The 17,794-nt window shown below is 59.0% G+C and carries 15 protein-coding genes and 2 tRNA genes; 5 read left to right on the top strand and 12 right to left on the bottom strand.

The window, feature by feature from the left end:
* Positions 1-228 precede the first annotated feature (228 nt).
* Entirely contained in the window at positions 229-3,138 is a 2,910-nt protein-coding gene (locus ASE26_RS02355; RefSeq protein ID WP_057245519.1) for a TonB-dependent receptor domain-containing protein, read from the top strand.
* 89 nt (positions 3,139-3,227) lie between these two features.
* Here ASE26_RS02355 and ASE26_RS02350 read toward each other — a convergent pair whose 3' ends face one another.
* Complete coding sequence (locus ASE26_RS02350; protein ID WP_028104412.1) at positions 3,228-3,428, bottom strand: hypothetical protein; 201 nt, start codon at positions 3,426-3,428, stop codon at positions 3,228-3,230.
* A gap of 314 nt (positions 3,429-3,742) precedes the next feature.
* Here ASE26_RS02350 and ASE26_RS02345 point away from each other — a divergent pair, with 314 nt between their 5' ends.
* A complete protein-coding gene (locus tag ASE26_RS02345; protein WP_057245518.1) occupies positions 3,743-4,132 on the top strand; it encodes a hypothetical protein in 390 nt (129 codons plus the stop codon).
* A 9-nt stretch (positions 4,133-4,141) separates the two neighbouring features.
* Positions 4,142-4,600: a hypothetical protein gene (locus ASE26_RS02340; protein ID WP_057245517.1), complete on the top strand. Its 459-nt coding sequence runs from the start codon at positions 4,142-4,144 to the stop codon at positions 4,598-4,600.
* A gap of 155 nt (positions 4,601-4,755) precedes the next feature.
* Here the strand turns inward: ASE26_RS02340 and ASE26_RS02335 are convergent.
* From ASE26_RS02335 to ASE26_RS02325, 3 genes are all read right to left on the bottom strand, one after another.
* Positions 4,756-4,831, bottom strand: a tRNA-Asn gene (locus ASE26_RS02335).
* 52 nt (positions 4,832-4,883) lie between these two features.
* Positions 4,884-5,579: a DUF3334 family protein gene (locus ASE26_RS02330; protein ID WP_055931701.1), complete on the bottom strand. Its 696-nt coding sequence runs from the start codon at positions 5,577-5,579 to the stop codon at positions 4,884-4,886.
* Positions 5,580-5,681: 102 nt separating this feature from the next.
* Positions 5,682-6,731 carry a polysaccharide lyase family 1 protein gene (locus tag ASE26_RS02325; RefSeq protein ID WP_057245516.1) on the bottom strand — a complete coding sequence of 350 codons (1,050 nt, stop codon included), beginning with the start codon at positions 6,729-6,731 and terminating at the stop codon, positions 5,682-5,684.
* Positions 6,732-6,898: 167 nt separating this feature from the next.
* Here ASE26_RS02325 and ASE26_RS02320 point away from each other — a divergent pair, with 167 nt between their 5' ends.
* Positions 6,899-8,353, top strand: coding sequence for a serine hydrolase (locus tag ASE26_RS02320; protein WP_055931695.1), 1,455 nt, complete (start codon positions 6,899-6,901; stop codon positions 8,351-8,353).
* A gap of 6 nt (positions 8,354-8,359) precedes the next feature.
* Here ASE26_RS02320 and ASE26_RS02315 read toward each other — a convergent pair whose 3' ends face one another.
* From ASE26_RS02315 to ASE26_RS02295, 5 genes are all read right to left on the bottom strand, one after another.
* A complete protein-coding gene (locus ASE26_RS02315) occupies positions 8,360-8,824 on the bottom strand; it encodes a hypothetical protein (protein WP_057245515.1) in 465 nt (154 codons plus the stop codon).
* A gap of 10 nt (positions 8,825-8,834) precedes the next feature.
* Positions 8,835-11,084 carry a M23 family metallopeptidase gene (locus ASE26_RS02310; RefSeq protein WP_057245514.1) on the bottom strand — a complete coding sequence of 750 codons (2,250 nt, stop codon included), beginning with the start codon at positions 11,082-11,084 and terminating at the stop codon, positions 8,835-8,837.
* A gap of 181 nt (positions 11,085-11,265) precedes the next feature.
* A complete protein-coding gene (locus ASE26_RS02305; RefSeq protein WP_055931686.1) occupies positions 11,266-11,643 on the bottom strand; it encodes a hypothetical protein in 378 nt (125 codons plus the stop codon).
* Positions 11,644-11,852: 209 nt separating this feature from the next.
* A tRNA-Asn gene (locus ASE26_RS02300) sits at positions 11,853-11,928 on the bottom strand.
* 37 nt (positions 11,929-11,965) lie between these two features.
* Positions 11,966-13,168: an amino acid aminotransferase gene (locus tag ASE26_RS02295; protein ID WP_057245513.1), complete on the bottom strand. Its 1,203-nt coding sequence runs from the start codon at positions 13,166-13,168 to the stop codon at positions 11,966-11,968.
* A gap of 110 nt (positions 13,169-13,278) precedes the next feature.
* Here ASE26_RS02295 and uvrB point away from each other — a divergent pair, with 110 nt between their 5' ends.
* The gene (uvrB, locus tag ASE26_RS02290; RefSeq protein ID WP_055931680.1) at positions 13,279-15,345 is read left to right on the top strand and encodes an excinuclease ABC subunit UvrB; all 2,067 of its coding nucleotides are present in this window, start codon (positions 13,279-13,281) and stop codon (positions 15,343-15,345) included.
* Positions 15,346-15,419: 74 nt separating this feature from the next.
* Here the strand turns inward: uvrB and ASE26_RS02285 are convergent, their stop codons facing one another.
* The 3 genes from ASE26_RS02285 to ASE26_RS02275 form a co-directional block, all read right to left on the bottom strand.
* Positions 15,420-16,079, bottom strand: a complete 660-nt coding sequence (locus ASE26_RS02285; protein ID WP_055931677.1) for a peroxiredoxin — start codon at positions 16,077-16,079, stop codon at positions 15,420-15,422.
* Positions 16,080-16,150: 71 nt separating this feature from the next.
* Positions 16,151-16,402 (bottom strand): hypothetical protein, encoded by a 252-nt coding sequence (locus tag ASE26_RS02280; protein WP_055931672.1) that lies wholly within the window; start codon positions 16,400-16,402, stop codon positions 16,151-16,153.
* Positions 16,403-16,461: 59 nt separating this feature from the next.
* On the bottom strand, positions 16,462-17,757 hold the full coding sequence (locus ASE26_RS02275; protein WP_055931669.1) for a hypothetical protein: 1,296 nt from the start codon (positions 17,755-17,757) through the stop codon (positions 16,462-16,464).
* Positions 17,758-17,794: the final 37 nt, after the last annotated feature.

The raw sequence follows: 17,794 nt of genomic DNA, 5'->3' as shown, positions 1-17,794 counted from the left end.
GTCGCCTCCTGGCACTGTTTGCGGGCCTGACAATTCGCAAGCAACTACCGATTAAACCTTTCGCTTTGACCGAAAAACAACTATTACCACACAAATAATTGCTTATCTGACACTAAATCCTATCAAAAGATTACACCCTCGTGCGATAGTGGCGCCCATATCACAACCTAATAAGTGATAGCAACAAGCCACTGGTAATCAATAGTAAAACCGATAGGGAGAAATGTTTTGACCAAGCAACTCGCACTGAAACAAGGCGCGTTGGCTGTACTGCTGGCATTCGGCGGTGCTGACTACGCACTGGCGCAACAAGCAGCCAGCCCAGCGCCGACCACCGTGTACGTCACGGGCTCCAACCTGAAGCGTACCGCCAAGGAAAGCACCAACGTTGTACAAGTCCTGACCGCGCAAGACATCAAGAACACTGGCGCGCAGTCCGTCCAGGAACTGATGAAAACCATCCCAGCGGTGGGCTCCGACAACAACTTCGACGTGACCGACGGCGGCTTCTCGCGCGGCGCGGCGACTGTTTCGCTGCGCAACCTGAGCTCGACCTCGACCTTGGTGCTGCTGAATGGCCGCCGCGTCGTGATCGGCGCTTACGCCGACCCGAACGACGGTAACTCGTCGCTGTACGACTTGAACAGCATCCCGGTCTCGGCGCTGGAACGCGTGGAAATCCTGAAGGAAGGCGCATCGGCAATTTACGGCTCCGACGCCGTTGCAGGCGTTATCAACTTCATCACCAAGACCAATTACCAGGGCGTGGAAGTCTCCGCCCGCGCCGGCGTCAATGACGACGGCAAGTTCGGCCGCCAGGGTATGAACCTGGTCGTCGGTAAAGGCGACCTGGCCACCGACGGCTACAACATCTTCGCCACCCTGGACGTAGCGCACCGCGACCGCACCCGCCGCGACGAAGCACGCGACATCGAATGGGACACCTACCGGACCCTGAACAACCGCTACGCCACCCAGTTCGGCAGCACTGTTTCGGCTTCTCCAGTGTTCTATCGCGAATCCGCACCGGGCTCGAAGAACTTCGGCGTGACCCAGGCCAACCGCGACCAGCGCCTGAATATTACGCTGAACTGCGATCCTTCCCAGCAGATCACTGGCACTCCTGCCACGGGGCTGCCTAGCACCTCCGTGTTCATGAACCGCAAGTTCTGTAACTACGACCTGCTGAAATACCTGGAAGCACAGTCGGCCGGCAAAGACACCAACCTGATGAGCCGCGGCGAAATCCGCATCAACGACAACTGGTCCGCATTCGCTGAGGTAGCCTTCAGCCGCTCCGAGCGTACCTATACCGGCACCAGCGGTCCGCGTGTCCTGGGCCAGTCCCAGACCACCAACTTCACCCAGATTGGCACCACCGACCCATTCCAGGCAATCCTGGAAATCGGCCATCCGGACAATCCATTCCCGAACGCTCGCGCTTCGGTGGGTTATCGCTTTGAAAACCTGCCAGCCGGTAACAACAACCGCAATGACTACCTGCGCGCCCTGGCCGGCGTACGTGGTTCGGCCATGGGTTGGGACATCGAATCCGCATTGCTGTGGAACGAAGCCCGCCGCAAGGACACCTCCCTGGGCCAACTGTACCTGCCAACCCTGCGCAAGCTGAACACCGGCACCACCCTGGCGCAACTGGCGGCCGACCCAACCCTGAGCCGTGACGTAACCTCCAACAACTCCTCGTCCTTCACCCAGATCGACCTGCGCGCCAACCGCGAATTCGGCCCGGAACTGCCTGGCGGCAAAATGGCTGTGGCGCTCGGCGGCGAATACCGCAAGGAGAAGATGGACCTGAATCCGGATGAACTGCTGGCAACCGGCAACATCCTGGGCCTGTCCAACACTGTGCTGCACGGCCAGCGCGACGTCAAATCGTTCTATACGGAATTCCGTGCACCTGTGCTGAAAACGCTGGAATTGAGCGCTGCCGGCCGTATCGACAAGTTCGAGAAACTGGAAACCAGCCGCGTGCCGCAGTTCGGCATCAAGTGGACCCCGGTCGAACAATTCGCCGTACGCGGTGCATACAGCCGTGGCTTCCGCGCTCCTGCGCTGAACCAGGTCACCCCGGGCGGTTCGCAGTTCTTCCTGCGTAACCTGTTTGATCCGAAGCGCTGCGAAGTCGACGAGAAAACCCCGAAACCAAATGCAACCCCACTCGATTGCGGCAAATCCGCAGCCGGCACCGGTGGTTTCAATCCGGACCTGAAGCCAGAGAAATCCAAGTCTTACACCCTGGGCCTGATCCTGGCTCCGCTGTCCAACGTCGGCATCACCATCGACTACTTCCGCATCCGCAAGGAAGGCGAAGTGATCCTGGGCTCCGCGTCCGAAGCCCTGAAGCACGAAGATCGCAATCCGGACAACATCGTACGTGACACCAACCCGGTTAACTTTGTGACTGACGCCAACGGCAACCCGATCCCGGGTACCGGCCCGCTGCTGATGGTCAAAGAGCCATGGCTGAACCAGGGCGCGAAAGATATCAAAGGTATCGACTTCGACGCGACCATCACCAACAAGCTCGGCTCGTGGGGCAACCTGCTGACCAAGTTCTCCGGTACCTACACGCACTCGTACAAGATCGCCCAGAATGCAGGCGACATCGAGCACAATGTGGTTGGCAAGGACCCAGGCCTGTGGGACTGGAACCTGAGCAACAACACCCGCGTGCCGCGCTTCAAAGGCTACCTGTCGACCACCTGGCGCTTCGCTGATGTTCACTCGGTCAACGCTTCGATCCAGTACGTCGGTCCAATCTCGCTGATGCGCCAGTACGACGCAGATACCACGTACGCTGCGCCGTTCTGCCACTACGGTACCAAGAAGCCGACCGATGCAGCGCCGAACCGCGACCCGAACGTGCCGCTGTATGAAGCCTACTTCCCGAAATGCCAGATCAACAGCTGGACTACCGTCGGCCTGGGCTACACCTACACCGGTATCCAGAACCTGACCCTGTCGGTGAACATCAAGAACCTGTTCGACGAAAAGGCGCCATACGTTCCGAACTCGGGTATCGACACCACCAGCTTCTACCCGCTGGGCGGCTACTCCGAGCAGCTGCACAGCAATCAGGGCCGTTACTTCAACGTAAGCGCAACCTACCGCTTCTAATTGAAGGTGCTGCCGCCCTCACGGGCGGCACAAAGCAAAAAGGCTTTGCGAGCGATCGCAAAGCCTTTTTTTTTCAGCGCCTGTCCGGTTCAGGCCAGCGCTTCCTTTGCCGCCTCTTCCGGCGTCAGTCCGTCATAGAACAGGTCGGTGAACCATTCAACTTGTTCTTCGATATGGTCTTGGGCCTGCTCCACCGTGGCGCCGCCTTTGACCAGGAATCCTTCCACCTCGATACACCACTGGATCAGTTCCAGGGTTTCCGGATCGAGCTCCTCTTTCTTTTTTGCCATGACATCCTCCCGCGCAAAGCAAAAAGCCCAACCGAATGGTTGGGCTTTCAGTACCGCGGTATTTTACTGCTTTTTCAGGCCAGCCGGCGGGCGAAGCGCCGCCGCAACTCAATTGCCCGGCAACAAGCTGTAGATCACCCTCGAATCCGAGCGTCGATAAAAGGCTTTTCTGTGCTCTGGCTCCCCGACCCGGACTCGAACCAGGGACCTGCGGATTAACAGTTCGGTGATCCCTCAAGGCCTTCTGGAAAATTGCAAAATTATTAATTTCGTGTTGTAATTCATTGTGATTTCTCCAACCTGAGGCCGTAAATATGAAGACACCCGCGTCGCTACTCTTCGCCACCATTGCGCTGGCGGCCCCGCTGGCATCCCAAGCCGCCGGCATCGATCTGAAACAGCTCGTCAAGGACGGCGTCAAAGCTGGTTCGCAGCAGCAGGCGTCCACGTCCACCCCGGACAACGGCAACAACGCCAACCAGGCGATGCTCGAACCTGGCCAACCCGGCAATTATGCCGTTCCCAAAGTGCTGGAAACGATGGGCGTGAAAATCGGCGACACCCGTCAGCAGGTCGACAAAGTGCTGACCAGCCAGGGATACAAGCTGGACGGAACCCACAATCATTTACTCGGTAATCATCTCCCGGGAATCTTGTTGAGCACAATGTACATAAAAAAATCGGGGCAGAATTCGCCATATTAGTCCGACCCGATGATCGATGTACGCTATGGTCCGCAATCGGGCAAGGTGCTGTCCATCCGGCGCAAGGAACGTTTCAACAATCCTGTGGTGAGCGAGGAAATCAAAAAGGCGCTGACGGAAAAATATGGCGCACCGACCAGCCAGTATTCGGGTGACATGAACTGGGTCGCTTACCGGCCAGGCTATGCGTACGGAAGCAAGAATTCGGATCTGGACGAGTGCAAGGCGCGCGGCAATGTCAATCTCACCGGATCGCTTGGCACCCCGCGCTTCCAGAACTGCCGGGTTGCTGTCAGTGTCGCGCTCGGTGATTCCAACAACAACGGGAAGGAATACCTAAGCATTGAAGTGATGATCACCGACTTCGCGACCAGTGAACCCGAGTTGTTAGCAGCACATGCAACCATGAAGCGCAAAGAAGCCGAGGAAATCGAAGCGCATAGAAAGGCACCAGTGCCGAAGCTGTAGCAGAAGGTAAGTTTAGACTTCGCTGGCGATCGGGTTCGTTCTGCTGACGGCCCACGCCATGCGAAGGCGCTTTGGACCTGATCTTAGTGCCCGCCCCACTCAACGACGCCGCAAAGCAAAAAGCCCAACCGGTTAAGGCTGGCTTCTCTGAATTCTGGCTCCCCGACCTGGACTCGAACCAGGGACCTGCGGATTAACAGTCCGTCGCTCTACCGACTGAGCTATCAGGGAAAAGAGGCAATATTATAACTGCCGTTACGGCTTTTGCAAAGCCTATTTTAAATCACATGCCGAGCGACTTCAAAAGTTCGTCTGCATCATCTGCCGCGACGGCAGCAGCCGCAGCAGGTGCGGCAGCCGCTTGCGCAGCCTGTTCGCGTTCCAGCAGTGTATCCGGATCTTCGACTTCGGTCTTCTCGAAGTCGTGCAGCTTAATAAACTCGGTACGGTCAATGGCCAACTCGAGGTAGAAGATATTGTTACGCTCGGTGAAGAAGGAGACGCGGCGCATTTCCGGACGGTCCAGCGGCGTATCCACGCTCAGCGTCACCTGCTTGTTCAGCACCAGCATCTTCGGCTGGTTCTGGGTAATGTTGGTATGCAGCTCGCCGCGCACCTTGCCGGTGAAGTCGCCGACGATCTGGTTCATCAGCTCGCCCATGATGTTCGCCACTTCGTCAGAAGTGAAGGAACTGGCCAGCTCCGACTTCGGCATTCCCATGCTGAGCATGTAGCGCTCGTAAATCTCCATCGCCGCCTCGGCCGAGAAGTTCAGCACGACCAGGCCGGTAAAGCCGCCATCGAACAATACGAAGCAGCCGATATCAGGTTTCAGGCCGACCTTGGTGATACGCTGCACCATGGCCGAGTAGGTAATCCGGCTTTGCGAAGCCAGGTTCAGGACGCGGGTGACCGATGAGCACAGGGTAGTCAGCAGGTCCTCGGTACCGTACACCACCCGTTCTTCTTTTGTAATCATTCTTCAAATGCTCCGGATTAAATCTAATAGATAACTTGAAGAATAACTGATTCCACCCCAAAAGCAAAAAAGTTGCCGCCGCAACGTGCGGCGGCACCTGTTTTACTGGGCCAGGTTGGTACGCGCCCCGGCAGTGGCAATTGCCTTGGCTTTCACGTTGGCCCCGGCAAGCGGGGTATAGGAATAGCCGGTCGGGCCATACGACTGGGTACTGCCCCAGCTGGTGGCATTGACTGCACCGCTCGGGGAATCCCAGGTAATGCCGCTGCCCACATAGTTGTCGCGCAACTCCCAATATCCGATACGGCTGCTGTCACGCGAAGTGACCGGATTTTTGACGTTCTCGAAATAGTTCGCCTCAATCAGCGAAATGCCATCCATGCGCACATTGATGCCGGACGTTTGCACATCATTGAAATAGTTATTGAAGATGTGCGTCATGCCGAAGCGCTGCAGCGGCAGGCGCGATTTAACGTGCTCAAAGCGATTGTTATGGTAGGTGGTGCGGGCATTCGCATTAGCCGTATCGCTGTCGCTGTAGCCGTTCAGCGCCACCTTCTGGTAGTTGTACACGTGGTTGTAAGACACCGTGATGTGGTGCGCCCCCTTCTTCATGTCGATGCCGCCGTCGAACGACGCATCGCCTGCGCCAGGGCAGGAAGTCAGCGACGCGAAGATGGTGTTGTGGTCGATCCAGATATTGCTTGGCTGGCCGGAGGACATGCCTTCGATCGAAATCGAATCAGCCGCCTCCCCGCCCTGCAGCAGGCCGATCATCATGTTCTGCACGATCACGTTGTGCGCATTGCCTGCAATGTGGATGCCGAAGTTGGCGCTCGAATCGCTGGCGCCGATGAGCGTGATGTTGCTCTTGTTCTTGATTTCCAGCGTCTGCGCCGGTTTTTGCCACTGCGCGCACACGTCGGTGATGGTGTTGTAATCGAATTTGCCGGTGTACCGCAGGACCAGGCCCGAATTATCGGTATAGGCGTTGATTTTCGCCTGGGCTTCGGCCAGCGTGGCGACATTGACCGGCGACTTACTCCCGCCGCCAGTCGTGGCGGCGCCATATCCAATCGGCCCTGCAACTGCAGATGTGGCTGCCGCGACTGCGGCCGCCAGGAAGACTACCTTGAGCTGTGTAACTTTCATGCGCTTGTCTCCTTCGCTTTCTGGTTTGAGGAGCGCACAGGATGCATTTAATTCAATTGATCGTCAATTGGCCGGACCAAAATACAACATTCGGACTTACCGCCTTTGTTTTGGCCGGACCAATATTCAAAAAGCAAACAAACTTTGCACTGTGTTATTGTTGCCGAATGAGAAAAATCTGGATCACCCTCTTCCTGCTGGCCGCCCTGCCCGCGAAAGCCGACCGCAGCGCTGACATTGACCGCCTCGCCGCCCGCTATCACGCCCTCGGCCAGCTGGATGGATCGGTATTGGTCGCCGACCACGGCAAGGTGGTCTACCACCGCGCCTTTGGCCTCGCCAACCGCGAATGGCAGATCCCGCACACCACGGACAGCGCCTTCCGCATTGCCTCCCTGACCAAGCAATTCACCGCCACGCTGATCTTGCAACTGGCCGAGCAAGGCAAGCTGCGGCTGGAAGATCCGATCGGAAAATACGTGCCGGAACTGCGTCCCGAAATTGGCAATCGCGTCACCCTGCACCAATTGCTGAACCATACTTCCGGCATCGTCGACTACGCGAACTACCCGGGTTTCTGGGCTAAGCGACTTGGCGAAAAAGTGTCCAGGGCCGACTTCCTCGCCATCATGAACCACCCATTGGAATTCGAACCGGGCAGCCAGGGCCACTACAGCAGTTCCAGCTACACGCTGCTCGGCTGGGTGATAGAAAAGCAGACCGGCAAGACCTACAGCGAAGCCCTGGACAGCATGATCCTGCGCCCGGCCGGCATGCAGCGCACTGCTTATGACGCGCCGGACCGCATCATTCCACGCAAGGCTTCCGGCTATGTGCGGGCGCTCGGCGAGTATCGCCCTGCCGACCCGCTCTGGATACCCAATATCGGCGCCGGCGGCGGCGTAGCCAGCACCACCGGCGACTTTTTCAAGCTTGATCGCGCACTGGCCGGCGACACCCTGCTCAGGCCAGAATCGAAACGCAGGATGTTCACCGCCTACATCAAGGACGATGTGTGGGGAGACCTGGGTTACGGTTACGGTTGGCTGGTTGGGACGCGCACCATTGCCGGCAAACCGCGCCTGGTGCACGAGCATGGCGGCAACGGTAACGGCTTCCGCACGCTGGTCACACGCTACCCGGAAGACGGCAAGCTGGTCGTCATCCTGCTCAACGAAGGCAATGGCAATAAGGGGCCGGAGATTTACCAGATGCGCCGCGATTTCACCGACGCGCTGTATGGGCAAGCCGTGGCACAGCCCAAACCGGCCCTGCATGACTTGCTGGCGGAAGAAATCCGCCGCACCGGCGCAGATGCGGACGCCGCTTTAGCGCGCTTCGGCGCCTTGCTGAAGCAAAGCGGCAAACCCCAGAATGGCGACGGCCTGAATCGGCTCGCCTACCAGTATGCCGAAGCGGGCCGCCCTGCCATCGGCATCGCGATCCTGCAACGCGCAATCGAGCTGTTCCCGCAAGACGGCAACCTGTACGATTCGATGGGAGAACTGCACCTGGGCCTTGGCGACCAGGCCAAAGCCCTTACCGCCTACCAGCGCGCACTGCAGCTGGATCCAGGCAACACGAATGCTGCCGCAATCCTGAAAAAGCTCGAGTCGGAATAGCGAGGCTCAATACTTGGCCTGGCAAGTCCGATACTTGTTGTCGACGATGTAGGAATTGGTGAGCGTTTTCTTGGCCTTGTTGACGGCCAGGTTGACAAACTCATCACCGCAGCGCGGCGCCAGCGCCACAAACTTCTTCTCCTTTGGCGAGTAGACGTAGACCTGCGAAATCTCATACGTTCCCATCCCGTCATCGGTGTGGGAAATGGCGAAGTCCTTGTAACCATCGAAGTTGTAATCTTCAACCTTGATGCGCAGCTTCTTCTCGGTTTCGACGGCTATCGTTTCAGTCGCCTGCATGCCCTCGCCGTCGAGATTGAGCTGCACCTCCTGCCCCTTCACGGTCAATACGGCCTGCACTCCCTTGGCGGGAGAAAACTCGGTCCGGCCTGGATCTGCCGCTTGAGCGCAGGCATTTGCCGAGCCGGCGGCGGCAGCGATTGCCAGCATGGCGGTAATTGTCTTCATCATTCCTTGCATGTCATGTCCTTGAAAAATTCACAGTGATAGCGTTCTTTGGCGCCGGCAGGGTAATCTGGCGCGTCACGTCGACTGATACGTCTTCCGTCAGGTAGCGCATCAGGTAAGCGGCGTATGCCTGCCGCTCGTAATAGCCATTGCCGCCGCCATTGACCAGGCGATTGACGCGCCCGACAACCGTCGTTGTAAACGCAGCATCGCAGGCCCGGTTGATATTGGTGTGGCCATCGAAGTGCTTGCTGATCCAATAATACCCTCCCGAATCGCAGGCAGAATGCGGATCTTCCCCGATAAAGTCCGGATCAAAACGCGGGCTCCACGTGATCAGCGTACCGCCGTCGTTTGGGTTGGACAGGTAATGCCGGGAAGTCGCCGTAATGCGATGCGACGCAGGCGTAAGGCGCTCGACATACGCCCCCGTATGGTTCGGCAAGGCGCGGAACTCGCCATACTCCTTGTAATTGCCGGCCCAGGTAAGCTGCATGATGCCGCGGCCATAGAAGGCCGTGTAGTACTGCGTGGCCGGATTGGCCGACGAATGCTGCCCGTAATACCACTCATGCATCAGGCGGCACATATTGCCGCCGCTGCGCCATTGCGCCGTCTCCAGCGTGACCTGCGCGATGAAGATTGCCAGGCGCTTGCGGCTGCTGCCGATATAGCGGCGAATACAGACGTTCAATGGCGTCCTGTGCGTCGCCATGCGCGTCGTTGCAGTCTGCCGCGTCAGCGTATAGGTTGCACCGGCAGTGGTAATCGCGGTGCGCGGATTACCCGTGGCGTTGTAGAACATGTGCTTCGGCAGCGTCAGCGCCATTTCGGCTGCGCTCAGCCAACTGCATTGGCGCATGTGCGCGATGAATTCCTGCGGATGGAAATGCCAGTGCGCGCCGCGCAGCGGCACCGGCAAGTCGGCAGCAGGAACAGTCAGTGCACTGACATGCTGCTGGAAGGTCGCCCAGTCTTCGGCGGAAAGGCCGGCATCCGGATCGGTTTGCAGCCAGCCCCAGCGCGCCGCGATGGTGTCGCGGTTCCATTCACTCGGGAATTTGCAAACAGTACGCGACAATGCCTTGCGCACGGCCGGCAGCGACATCTGGCGTATCAACTCGTCGCGCGTCAACCTGCCATCGGCGTTGGCTGCGTCCTCGATGCGCGCTACCAGCAGCGCGGAGTTGCTTTGGCTGTTATCGTCGACGTCGTCATCGATGAATTTCCAGCCGCGCCAATGAGGGAAATCGGCATCGCTGAATTTGAAGACGTGTTCCGCGTTCAGGTTTACCCATCCGCTGCCGCCGGGATAATTGACCTGGCGCCAATGCGGCGTGGTGGCAGGCGTCAGCGCATCGGGACCGATGATACGGCCGAAACGAAGCAAGTCGTAAACGGCACTGATTGTTGGCCGCGCGCCCGTTGCAGGGAAAGCAGCCCTGATGGCTGTAGCGCGTATCAGCAACTCGTATTCAGCATCGGCTACCCTGATCGCCGCTGCGCCAACTGTCGCGCCATCCAGCTTGTAAGTAGTCAACGTCATATCGCCGGGATGGTTGCCATCGCCTTCACCAAAGCGTATGCCGATGATCAAAGGATCGGTCGACGTATATGCGGCCGCCCCGGCTGGCGTAGTTCGGTTTGCCGCGGGCTCATTCTGGAAAAACCCTGTCCCTGCCGGCAGGTAGTAATAAATCTCGCCATAGACCGCGTCGCGCCGTCCATGCGCCGTGACAGCCAGGTCGCCGGTGATGCGCCCGGCAAGACGGCGCAGGGCGACGTCGTCGCACAGGATTTCGACATGGACGTGATCGGCCGCGCCATACACCCTGCCCGCAGCGCCAATTTCGTCCTTGCGCGAGATACGCCTTTGCGCGGGAGTCGCCGTACCATCCGCCACACGTCCGCAGGCTGCGCTGAGCGAAGACAGGTGGGCGATGAGCGAGTAATAGGTCACATCAGTCGCATTGGCGCCATCGCCAATGTCGGTGACGTGGCGGATGATGACCATGCCATTGTCCGTCCATGCCGCGGTCTCGCCGTAAGGATTGTAGTTCTGCGCATGGGCAGCATCCGCATTTGCCGCTGTCGGCCGGCGCGCGAACACAATCTCGCCGTCGGCAATGGCGCGCGCCGGCAGCACTGGCGTGGCGGTCGGCACGTGCACGTGCGTCCCGCCATGCCATCCGAGGTTCAGGCTGACGGGAAAGCTGCCTTCGGAGATCGAGGTTCCGGGGCAATTGGTTGCCGCCACGGGCATCGCGTTTTCAACGTATGTGCGATCCGCAACCGCGGCTGCGCGGGCGGGTAAGAATGGAGGGCTGATCAGCATCGTGTCGCGGCAATCTCTATTGCGGAAATGAATGATTATTTTTCTCGCAACTTTACCGCAAACAACTGTTGGTGGCGCGCACTGTTGAACTTGCGCACCACGTTTCGCACTAGAGCTGGATTTTCAACGTTCCGGTGGCCCGCGGCACCAGGTGGATCTCCTTGCCCTCAACCTGCCAGTCCAGCATGAAGCGCCCGGTTGGCGGGAACCTCAAGAACACCATCCCGCCGCGTTCCAGCATGTTCCGCACATTGTCGGGTAACGGCTTGTCAAGGCTTGCACAGCCGCCGGTATCCACCCTGCCGTCAATCGTGAGGTATTCGACGAAATCAACTCCTACTCCGCCCATGCTCCAGTACGAGCCCGGAACTAACACCTTCAACCCGTACGGCCTGAAATTTTCGTTGAGATTGCAGGCCTTCAAATAAACCGGAAGGTGCGGCAGGGTCCGGCCGCGCGCTTTTTCCTTGGCCGGGAACTGCGCCAATTGTGCTCGTCAACCAGCTCTTTGCAAATGCCTACTTCCAGGCGAGACGGTAGTTAGCAATCAATAATGGTATATAGACCACATACAGCGCGAGAGCCGGCCAGGGTATCTGATAGCCAGGCATCCGGTGCTGCATCACGAACAGAAGGAAATACAGTGCGTTGGAATGCAAAAAGCCCAACCGGTTAAGGCTGGGCTTTTCTATATTCTGGCTCCCCGACCTGGACTCGAACCAGGGACCTGCGGATTAACAGTCCGTCGCTCTACCGACTGAGCTATCAGGGATCATTCTCTGACCGCGTTGCGATCAGAGAGCAGCATATTAAAGTACCTTGGCGATGGCGTCAACTACCACATCAATATTCTTCGAGTTCAGCGCAGCCACGCAAATGCGGCCGGTGTCCACAGCGTAGATCGACTGTTCGCGCAGCTTGCCCACCTGCTCCTTGGTCAGGCCGGAGTACGAGAACATGCCAATCTGCTCACGCACGAAGTCGAAATCGTGGCCCGGAGCCTTGGCTTTCAGTTTCTGCACGAAGGTTTCGCGCATTTCCTTGATGCGCACGCGCATGCCGGCCAGTTCATCTTCCCACATCTGGCGCAGTTCCGGGGTTGCCAGGGCGGTTGCCACGACCTTGCCGCCGTGGACCGGTGGGTTGGAGTAGTTGGTGCGCACTACGCGCTTCAGTTGCGACAGCAAGCGCGAAGCCTCTTCCGCGGAAGCTGCCACCACGCTCAGGGCGCCCACGCGCTCGCCGTACAGCGAGAACGACTTGGAGAAGGAGTTCGACACCAGCAGCGCAACGCCGGTAGCGGCGAAGCGGCGCACTACGGCGCCATCTTCCGCGATGCCAGCGCCGAAGCCCTGGTAAGCCATGTCCAGGAACGGCACCAGGCCGCCGGCGACGACAGCCGCGATCACCTCGTCCCACTGCGACTGGGTCAGGTCGGCGCCGGTCGGGTTGTGGCAGCAGGCGTGCAGCACGACGATGGCGCCGCGCGGCATGGCCTTCAGCGCAGCCAGCATGGCGGCGAAATTCACGCCATGGGTGGTCTCGTCGTAGTAAGCGTAGTTGCTGACCTTGAAGCCGGCGCTTTCGAACAGCGCGCGGTGGTTTTCCCAGCTTGGGTTGCTGATGTAAACCTCGGAATCCGGCGAAAAGCGCTTCAGGAAGTCGGCGCCGATTTTCAGCGCGCCGGTACCGCCCAGTGCCTGCACGGTCACTGCACGTTTCTCTTGAATTACGGCGCTGTCGGCACCAAATACCAGCTCTTGCACAGCCTTGTCGTAGGCCGCCAGGCCTTCGATTGGCAGGTAGGTACGCGGGGCGTGCTGTTCGATCAGGATCGCTTCCGCCTTTTCCACGCACTTCAGCAGCGGCACTTTGCCATTGTCGTCATAATAGACACCTACGCCCAGGTTAATTTTCGCTGGGTTAGTGTCCGCATTAAAGGCTTCGGTGATGCCGAGGATCGGGTCGCGCGGGGCCATCTCGATGGCGCTGAAAACGGAAGAGTTCGTCATGGTCAGATTGGTAACGTTTCGGGGCGGGTCGAAGCAAGAACAAGCCGGCACCCGAAGAATATCCGGTCAGGGCCGCCGACAATCGCATATTCTATCAAAGGTCTGCATTAATGTCTGATTCCCAAAATACAGCCGCTCCGGCAGCGGAAGTTATCACTTTCCCAGATTCGCCGTACCGGCTGCACCAACCCTTCCCTCCGGCCGGCGACCAGCCGACCGCCATTGATGCGCTGTGCGAGGGGATCGACGACGGTTTGTCGTTCCAGACCCTGCTCGGCGTGACCGGTTCCGGCAAGACCTACACCATGGCCAATGTGATTGCGCGCAAGGGGCGCCCGGCCATTGTGTTCGCGCCGAACAAGACCTTGGCCGCACAGTTGTATTCCGAATTCCGTGAGTTCTTCCCGGAGAATGCGGTCGAGTACTTTGTGTCGTACTACGATTACTACCAGCCGGAAGCCTACGTGCCGCAGCGCGACCTGTTCATTGAAAAAGATTCGTCGATCAATGAGCACATCGAGCAGATGCGCCTGTCCTGCACCAAGTCGCTGATGGAACGGCGCGACGTGGTGATCGTGGCCACCGTGTCGGCGATTTACGGTATCGGTAACCCTAACGAATACCACCAGATGATCCTGACGCTGCGCGCCAAGGACCGCGTGTCGCAACGCGACATCATCGCGCGCCTGATCCAGATGCAATACACGCGCAATGAGATGGACTTCGGCCGCGGCACCTTCCGCGTGCGCGGCGATACCATCGACATTTTCCCGGCCGAACACGCCGACCTGGCGGTGCGCCTGGAGATGTTCGACGACGAGCTGGAATCGATCCAGCTGTTCGACCCACTGACCGGCAAGGTCAAGCAGAAGATCCCGCGCTTCACCGTTTATCCTGGCTCGCACTATGTGACGCCGCGCGCCACCGTGCTGCGCGCGATCGAGACCATCAAGGAAGAATTGCGCGACCGCCTGGATTTCTTCCGCCGCGAGAACAAGCTGATTGAAGAGCAGCGCCTGGAACAGCGCACGCGCTTTGACCTGGAGATGATGGCGGAAGTCGGCTTCACCAAAGGCATCGAGAACTATTCGCGCCACCTGTCCGGAGCCAAGCCAGGCGAGCCGCCGCCAACCCTGGTCGACTACCTGCCGCGCGATGCGCTGATGTTCCTGGACGAATCGCACGTACTGATCGGCCAGTTTTCGGCCATGTACAACGGCGACCGTTCACGCAAGACCAACCTGGTCGATTACGGCTTCCGCCTGCCGTCGGCACTGGACAATCGCCCGCTGAAGTTCGAGGAATTCGAATCCAAGATGCGGCAGACCGTGTTCGTTTCCGCCACGCCTGCCGAGTATGAGAAGAAGAATGCCGGCGCCGTGGTCGAGCAGGTGGTGCGCCCGACCGGCCTGGTCGACCCGCTGGTGATCGTACGCCCTGCCCGCACCCAGGTCGACGACCTGCTGGGCGAGATCAACGACCGCATCGAAAAGAACGAACGCGTGCTGGTGACCACGCTGACCAAACGCATGTCGGAGCAACTCACCGAATACCTGGGCGACCACGGCATCAAGGTGCGCTACCTGCACAGCGATGTGGAAACGGTCGAGCGCGTGGAAATCCTGCGCGACCTGCGTATCGGTACCTTCGATGTGCTGGTGGGGATTAACCTGCTGCGCGAGGGCCTGGATTTGCCTGAGGTGTCGCTGGTGGCGATTCTCGACGCCGACAAGGAAGGCTTCCTGCGTTCGGAGCGTTCATTGATCCAGACCATCGGCCGTGCGGCGCGTAACCTGAATGGTGTCGCCCTGCTCTATGCGGACAATATGACCGACTCGATGAAGCGCGCGATCGATGAAACCGAGCGGCGCCGGGCCAAGCAGATTGCCTATAACGAGAAGATGGGCATTGTGCCGCGCGGCGTGAAGAAGATCATCAAGGACATGATCGATGGCGTCTACAGCTCAGCGGCACGCGAGCAGCTGGAAGTTGCCGAGGAAGCGGCGAAGTACGAGGCCATGAGCGAGAAGCAGATCAGCAAAGAGATCAAGCGGCTCGAGAAGCTCATGCTCGACCATGCGAAGAACCTGGAGTTCGAGAAGGCAGCGCAGGTGCGGGATCAATTGCACCACCTCAAAGAGCAACTGTTCGGCGCACCTGGCGCCGACGCACTCTAAATGTCCACTTCGGGGTCAGGAACGAAGGTGGACAATGTCCACTTTCGTTCCTGACCCCAAAAGGGACATTTCTATCAGGAAGGCTGCTTAACGATCCGCAGGTAAGGCTTGGGCGCTTTCCAGCCGCCTGGGAACAGGTTCTTGGCATCATCATCGCTCACCGAGCCGGCGATAATCACATCTTCCCCATCCTTCCAGTTCACCGGCGTAGCCACTTTGTGCTTGGCAGTCAGCTGCATCGAATCCAGCACGCGCAGGATCTCGTCGAAATTACGGCCGGTGGTCATCGGATACGTCAGCATCAGCTTGATCTTCTTGTCCGGGCCGACGATAAACACCGAACGCACGGTTGCATTGGTGGCAGCGGTGCGGCCATCCGAAGAACCTGGCTCCTCGGCCGGCAGCATGTTGTACAGTTTCGCAACCTGCAGGTCCGTGTCGCCGATCATCGGGTAGTTCACCTTGGCGCCCTGGGTCTCTTCAATGTCGCTGGCCCACTTGCTGTGGTTTTCAACCGGGTCGATCGACAGGCCGATAATCCTGGTATTCCGTTTGGTGAATTCCGGCTCGATCTTGGCCATGTAGCCCAGCTCCGTGGTGCAGACAGGCGTGAAATCCTTCGGGTGCGAGAACAGGACGGCCCACTGGTCGCCAATCCACTCATGGAAATCGATCGGACCCTTGGTGGTCTGGGCTTTGAAATTTGGTGCGGTATCGTTGATGCGCAGGGACATGACAGCTCCTTTAATGAATGGCATGGCGGGATCAGTATCGTGCCATGTCGTCATTATCAAAGCAATATGTTTTAGTCCAGCAGCTTCCCCACCAGCGAGAGGCCATCGCCAATCAGATCAATGACATCGAGCCCCGTCGCCATGCCATCGACGACGTCCGCCGCCTTGCTGCCTTCCGCCTGCACGCGCGGAGGCTGGTACTGCGCCAGGCGCGCGCGGTTGGCCTCCAGGCGCACATGTTCTGCATCGCGCTGTGCGACCTGTTCGGGCGCAAGCCTGGCCTCGGCCGGCAAATCCGCGCCGCAGTACAGGCAACGCGCCACACTGCGATTCAATACACCCCGGTCACACCCCGTGCAGCGGAACTTCGGCTCAAGCTGTTTCATGCAGGCATCTTATCATGCACCAGCACTGCCCCGACCAGGTCGCCCTGCGACATCAGCGAGGAACGGCCCTGCGCATCCAGTGCAAACAGGCCGCGGCCATTGCTGTAGACGATGGTGCCGTTTGGCGTGATATCGAAAGAGCTGACATTGCTGGCAACGACGGACTCGGCGCCGGCGCGCGTGCGGCGCACCAGTTGCCACGAGGATGGCACCAGCGAAGGAATCCCGCCAATGCTGGCTTCCTTGCGCAGCGCGCGTTCCGCATCGATACGTTTGCCCTGCAGGACGATGTCCTTCATATCCGCCTGCGTCGGCATGCCGCCCGCACCGGTCAACGGCTTGCGCGAGTACATCAGCGAGAAGAAGTTCAGGTAATGGAACACTGCGCGCAGCAAGCGGAATGGGAAGAACAGCGTATCGAGGGCGACATTTCCCGCGTTGTACTGCGGCAGTTCATATGGGCGGCGTATGAAGAACAGCGCACCATCCGGCGCCACGCGGGGCGACAGGAAATCGTAGCGCGGGTCCTCCAGCACTGGCGTAATGCGGCCGGTCGCAGCATTCAATTCCTGCAGCGTCACATGGCCGGTCGCAGCCCAGCCGCCATGCTGGTCACGTCCGATCGCTGCCGACTGGTAAATCACGGTGGCTTCATCGCCCGGCACCGGCGTCGGCGCCGAGTCGATCGTGTCGCCGCCGGTCAGTTCGCGCAAGCCATCGCCGTTGCTGCGCATGGTGGCGATATGGCTGACGCCACCGCGCCCATGCAGCGTGCACACGATGGTCTCGCCGGACGGCGACAGGCACAAGTCATCAAGCTGCAATTGCTGGCGGTGCAGCAAACGTTCTTCATGGCCGCTGGCGATATCGTAAGAGAACAAGCCACCCATGCCATGGTCGGCCTGAAAGTACAGCAGCTTGCCCTCGCCAATAAACAAGGCCGACGAGATCAGGAAAGGATCGGTATGGCGCTCGAAATCACGGTAGTTGCCCTGCGCGGCGACGCCGAAGGCCGTGTCCTTTTTCCAAGCATTCTTTTCGCGGCTGCGCTCTGCGCGCTCCATCGCCTGCTGCGCGTAGGGGCTGGTAATTTCCTGCACCGTACCGTAGCCGCCCTGTACGAACAGCTTGCCGTTGGACACCCAGCCGATCTGCACCGGCGGCGCGTTGCCGCCCATGGCTTGCGCCGGCGGCGGGCTTTGCGCACCGGCTGGCTGAACGTACTGGTTGGTCGACTTATAGAACAGCACAACCAGCAGCACAACGATTCCCAATATGATCAGGACATGCATGAATCACCTTCACTGAAAAGCCGCAGTACGGCAAATT

Origin of the sequence: Duganella sp. Root198D2 (assembly GCF_001428585.1) — a bacterium.
Taxonomy (GTDB): domain Bacteria; phylum Pseudomonadota; class Gammaproteobacteria; order Burkholderiales; family Burkholderiaceae_D; genus Rugamonas.
The sequence above is the reverse complement of the archived record's forward strand: the minus strand, read 5'-3'. Positions and strand labels throughout refer to the sequence as shown.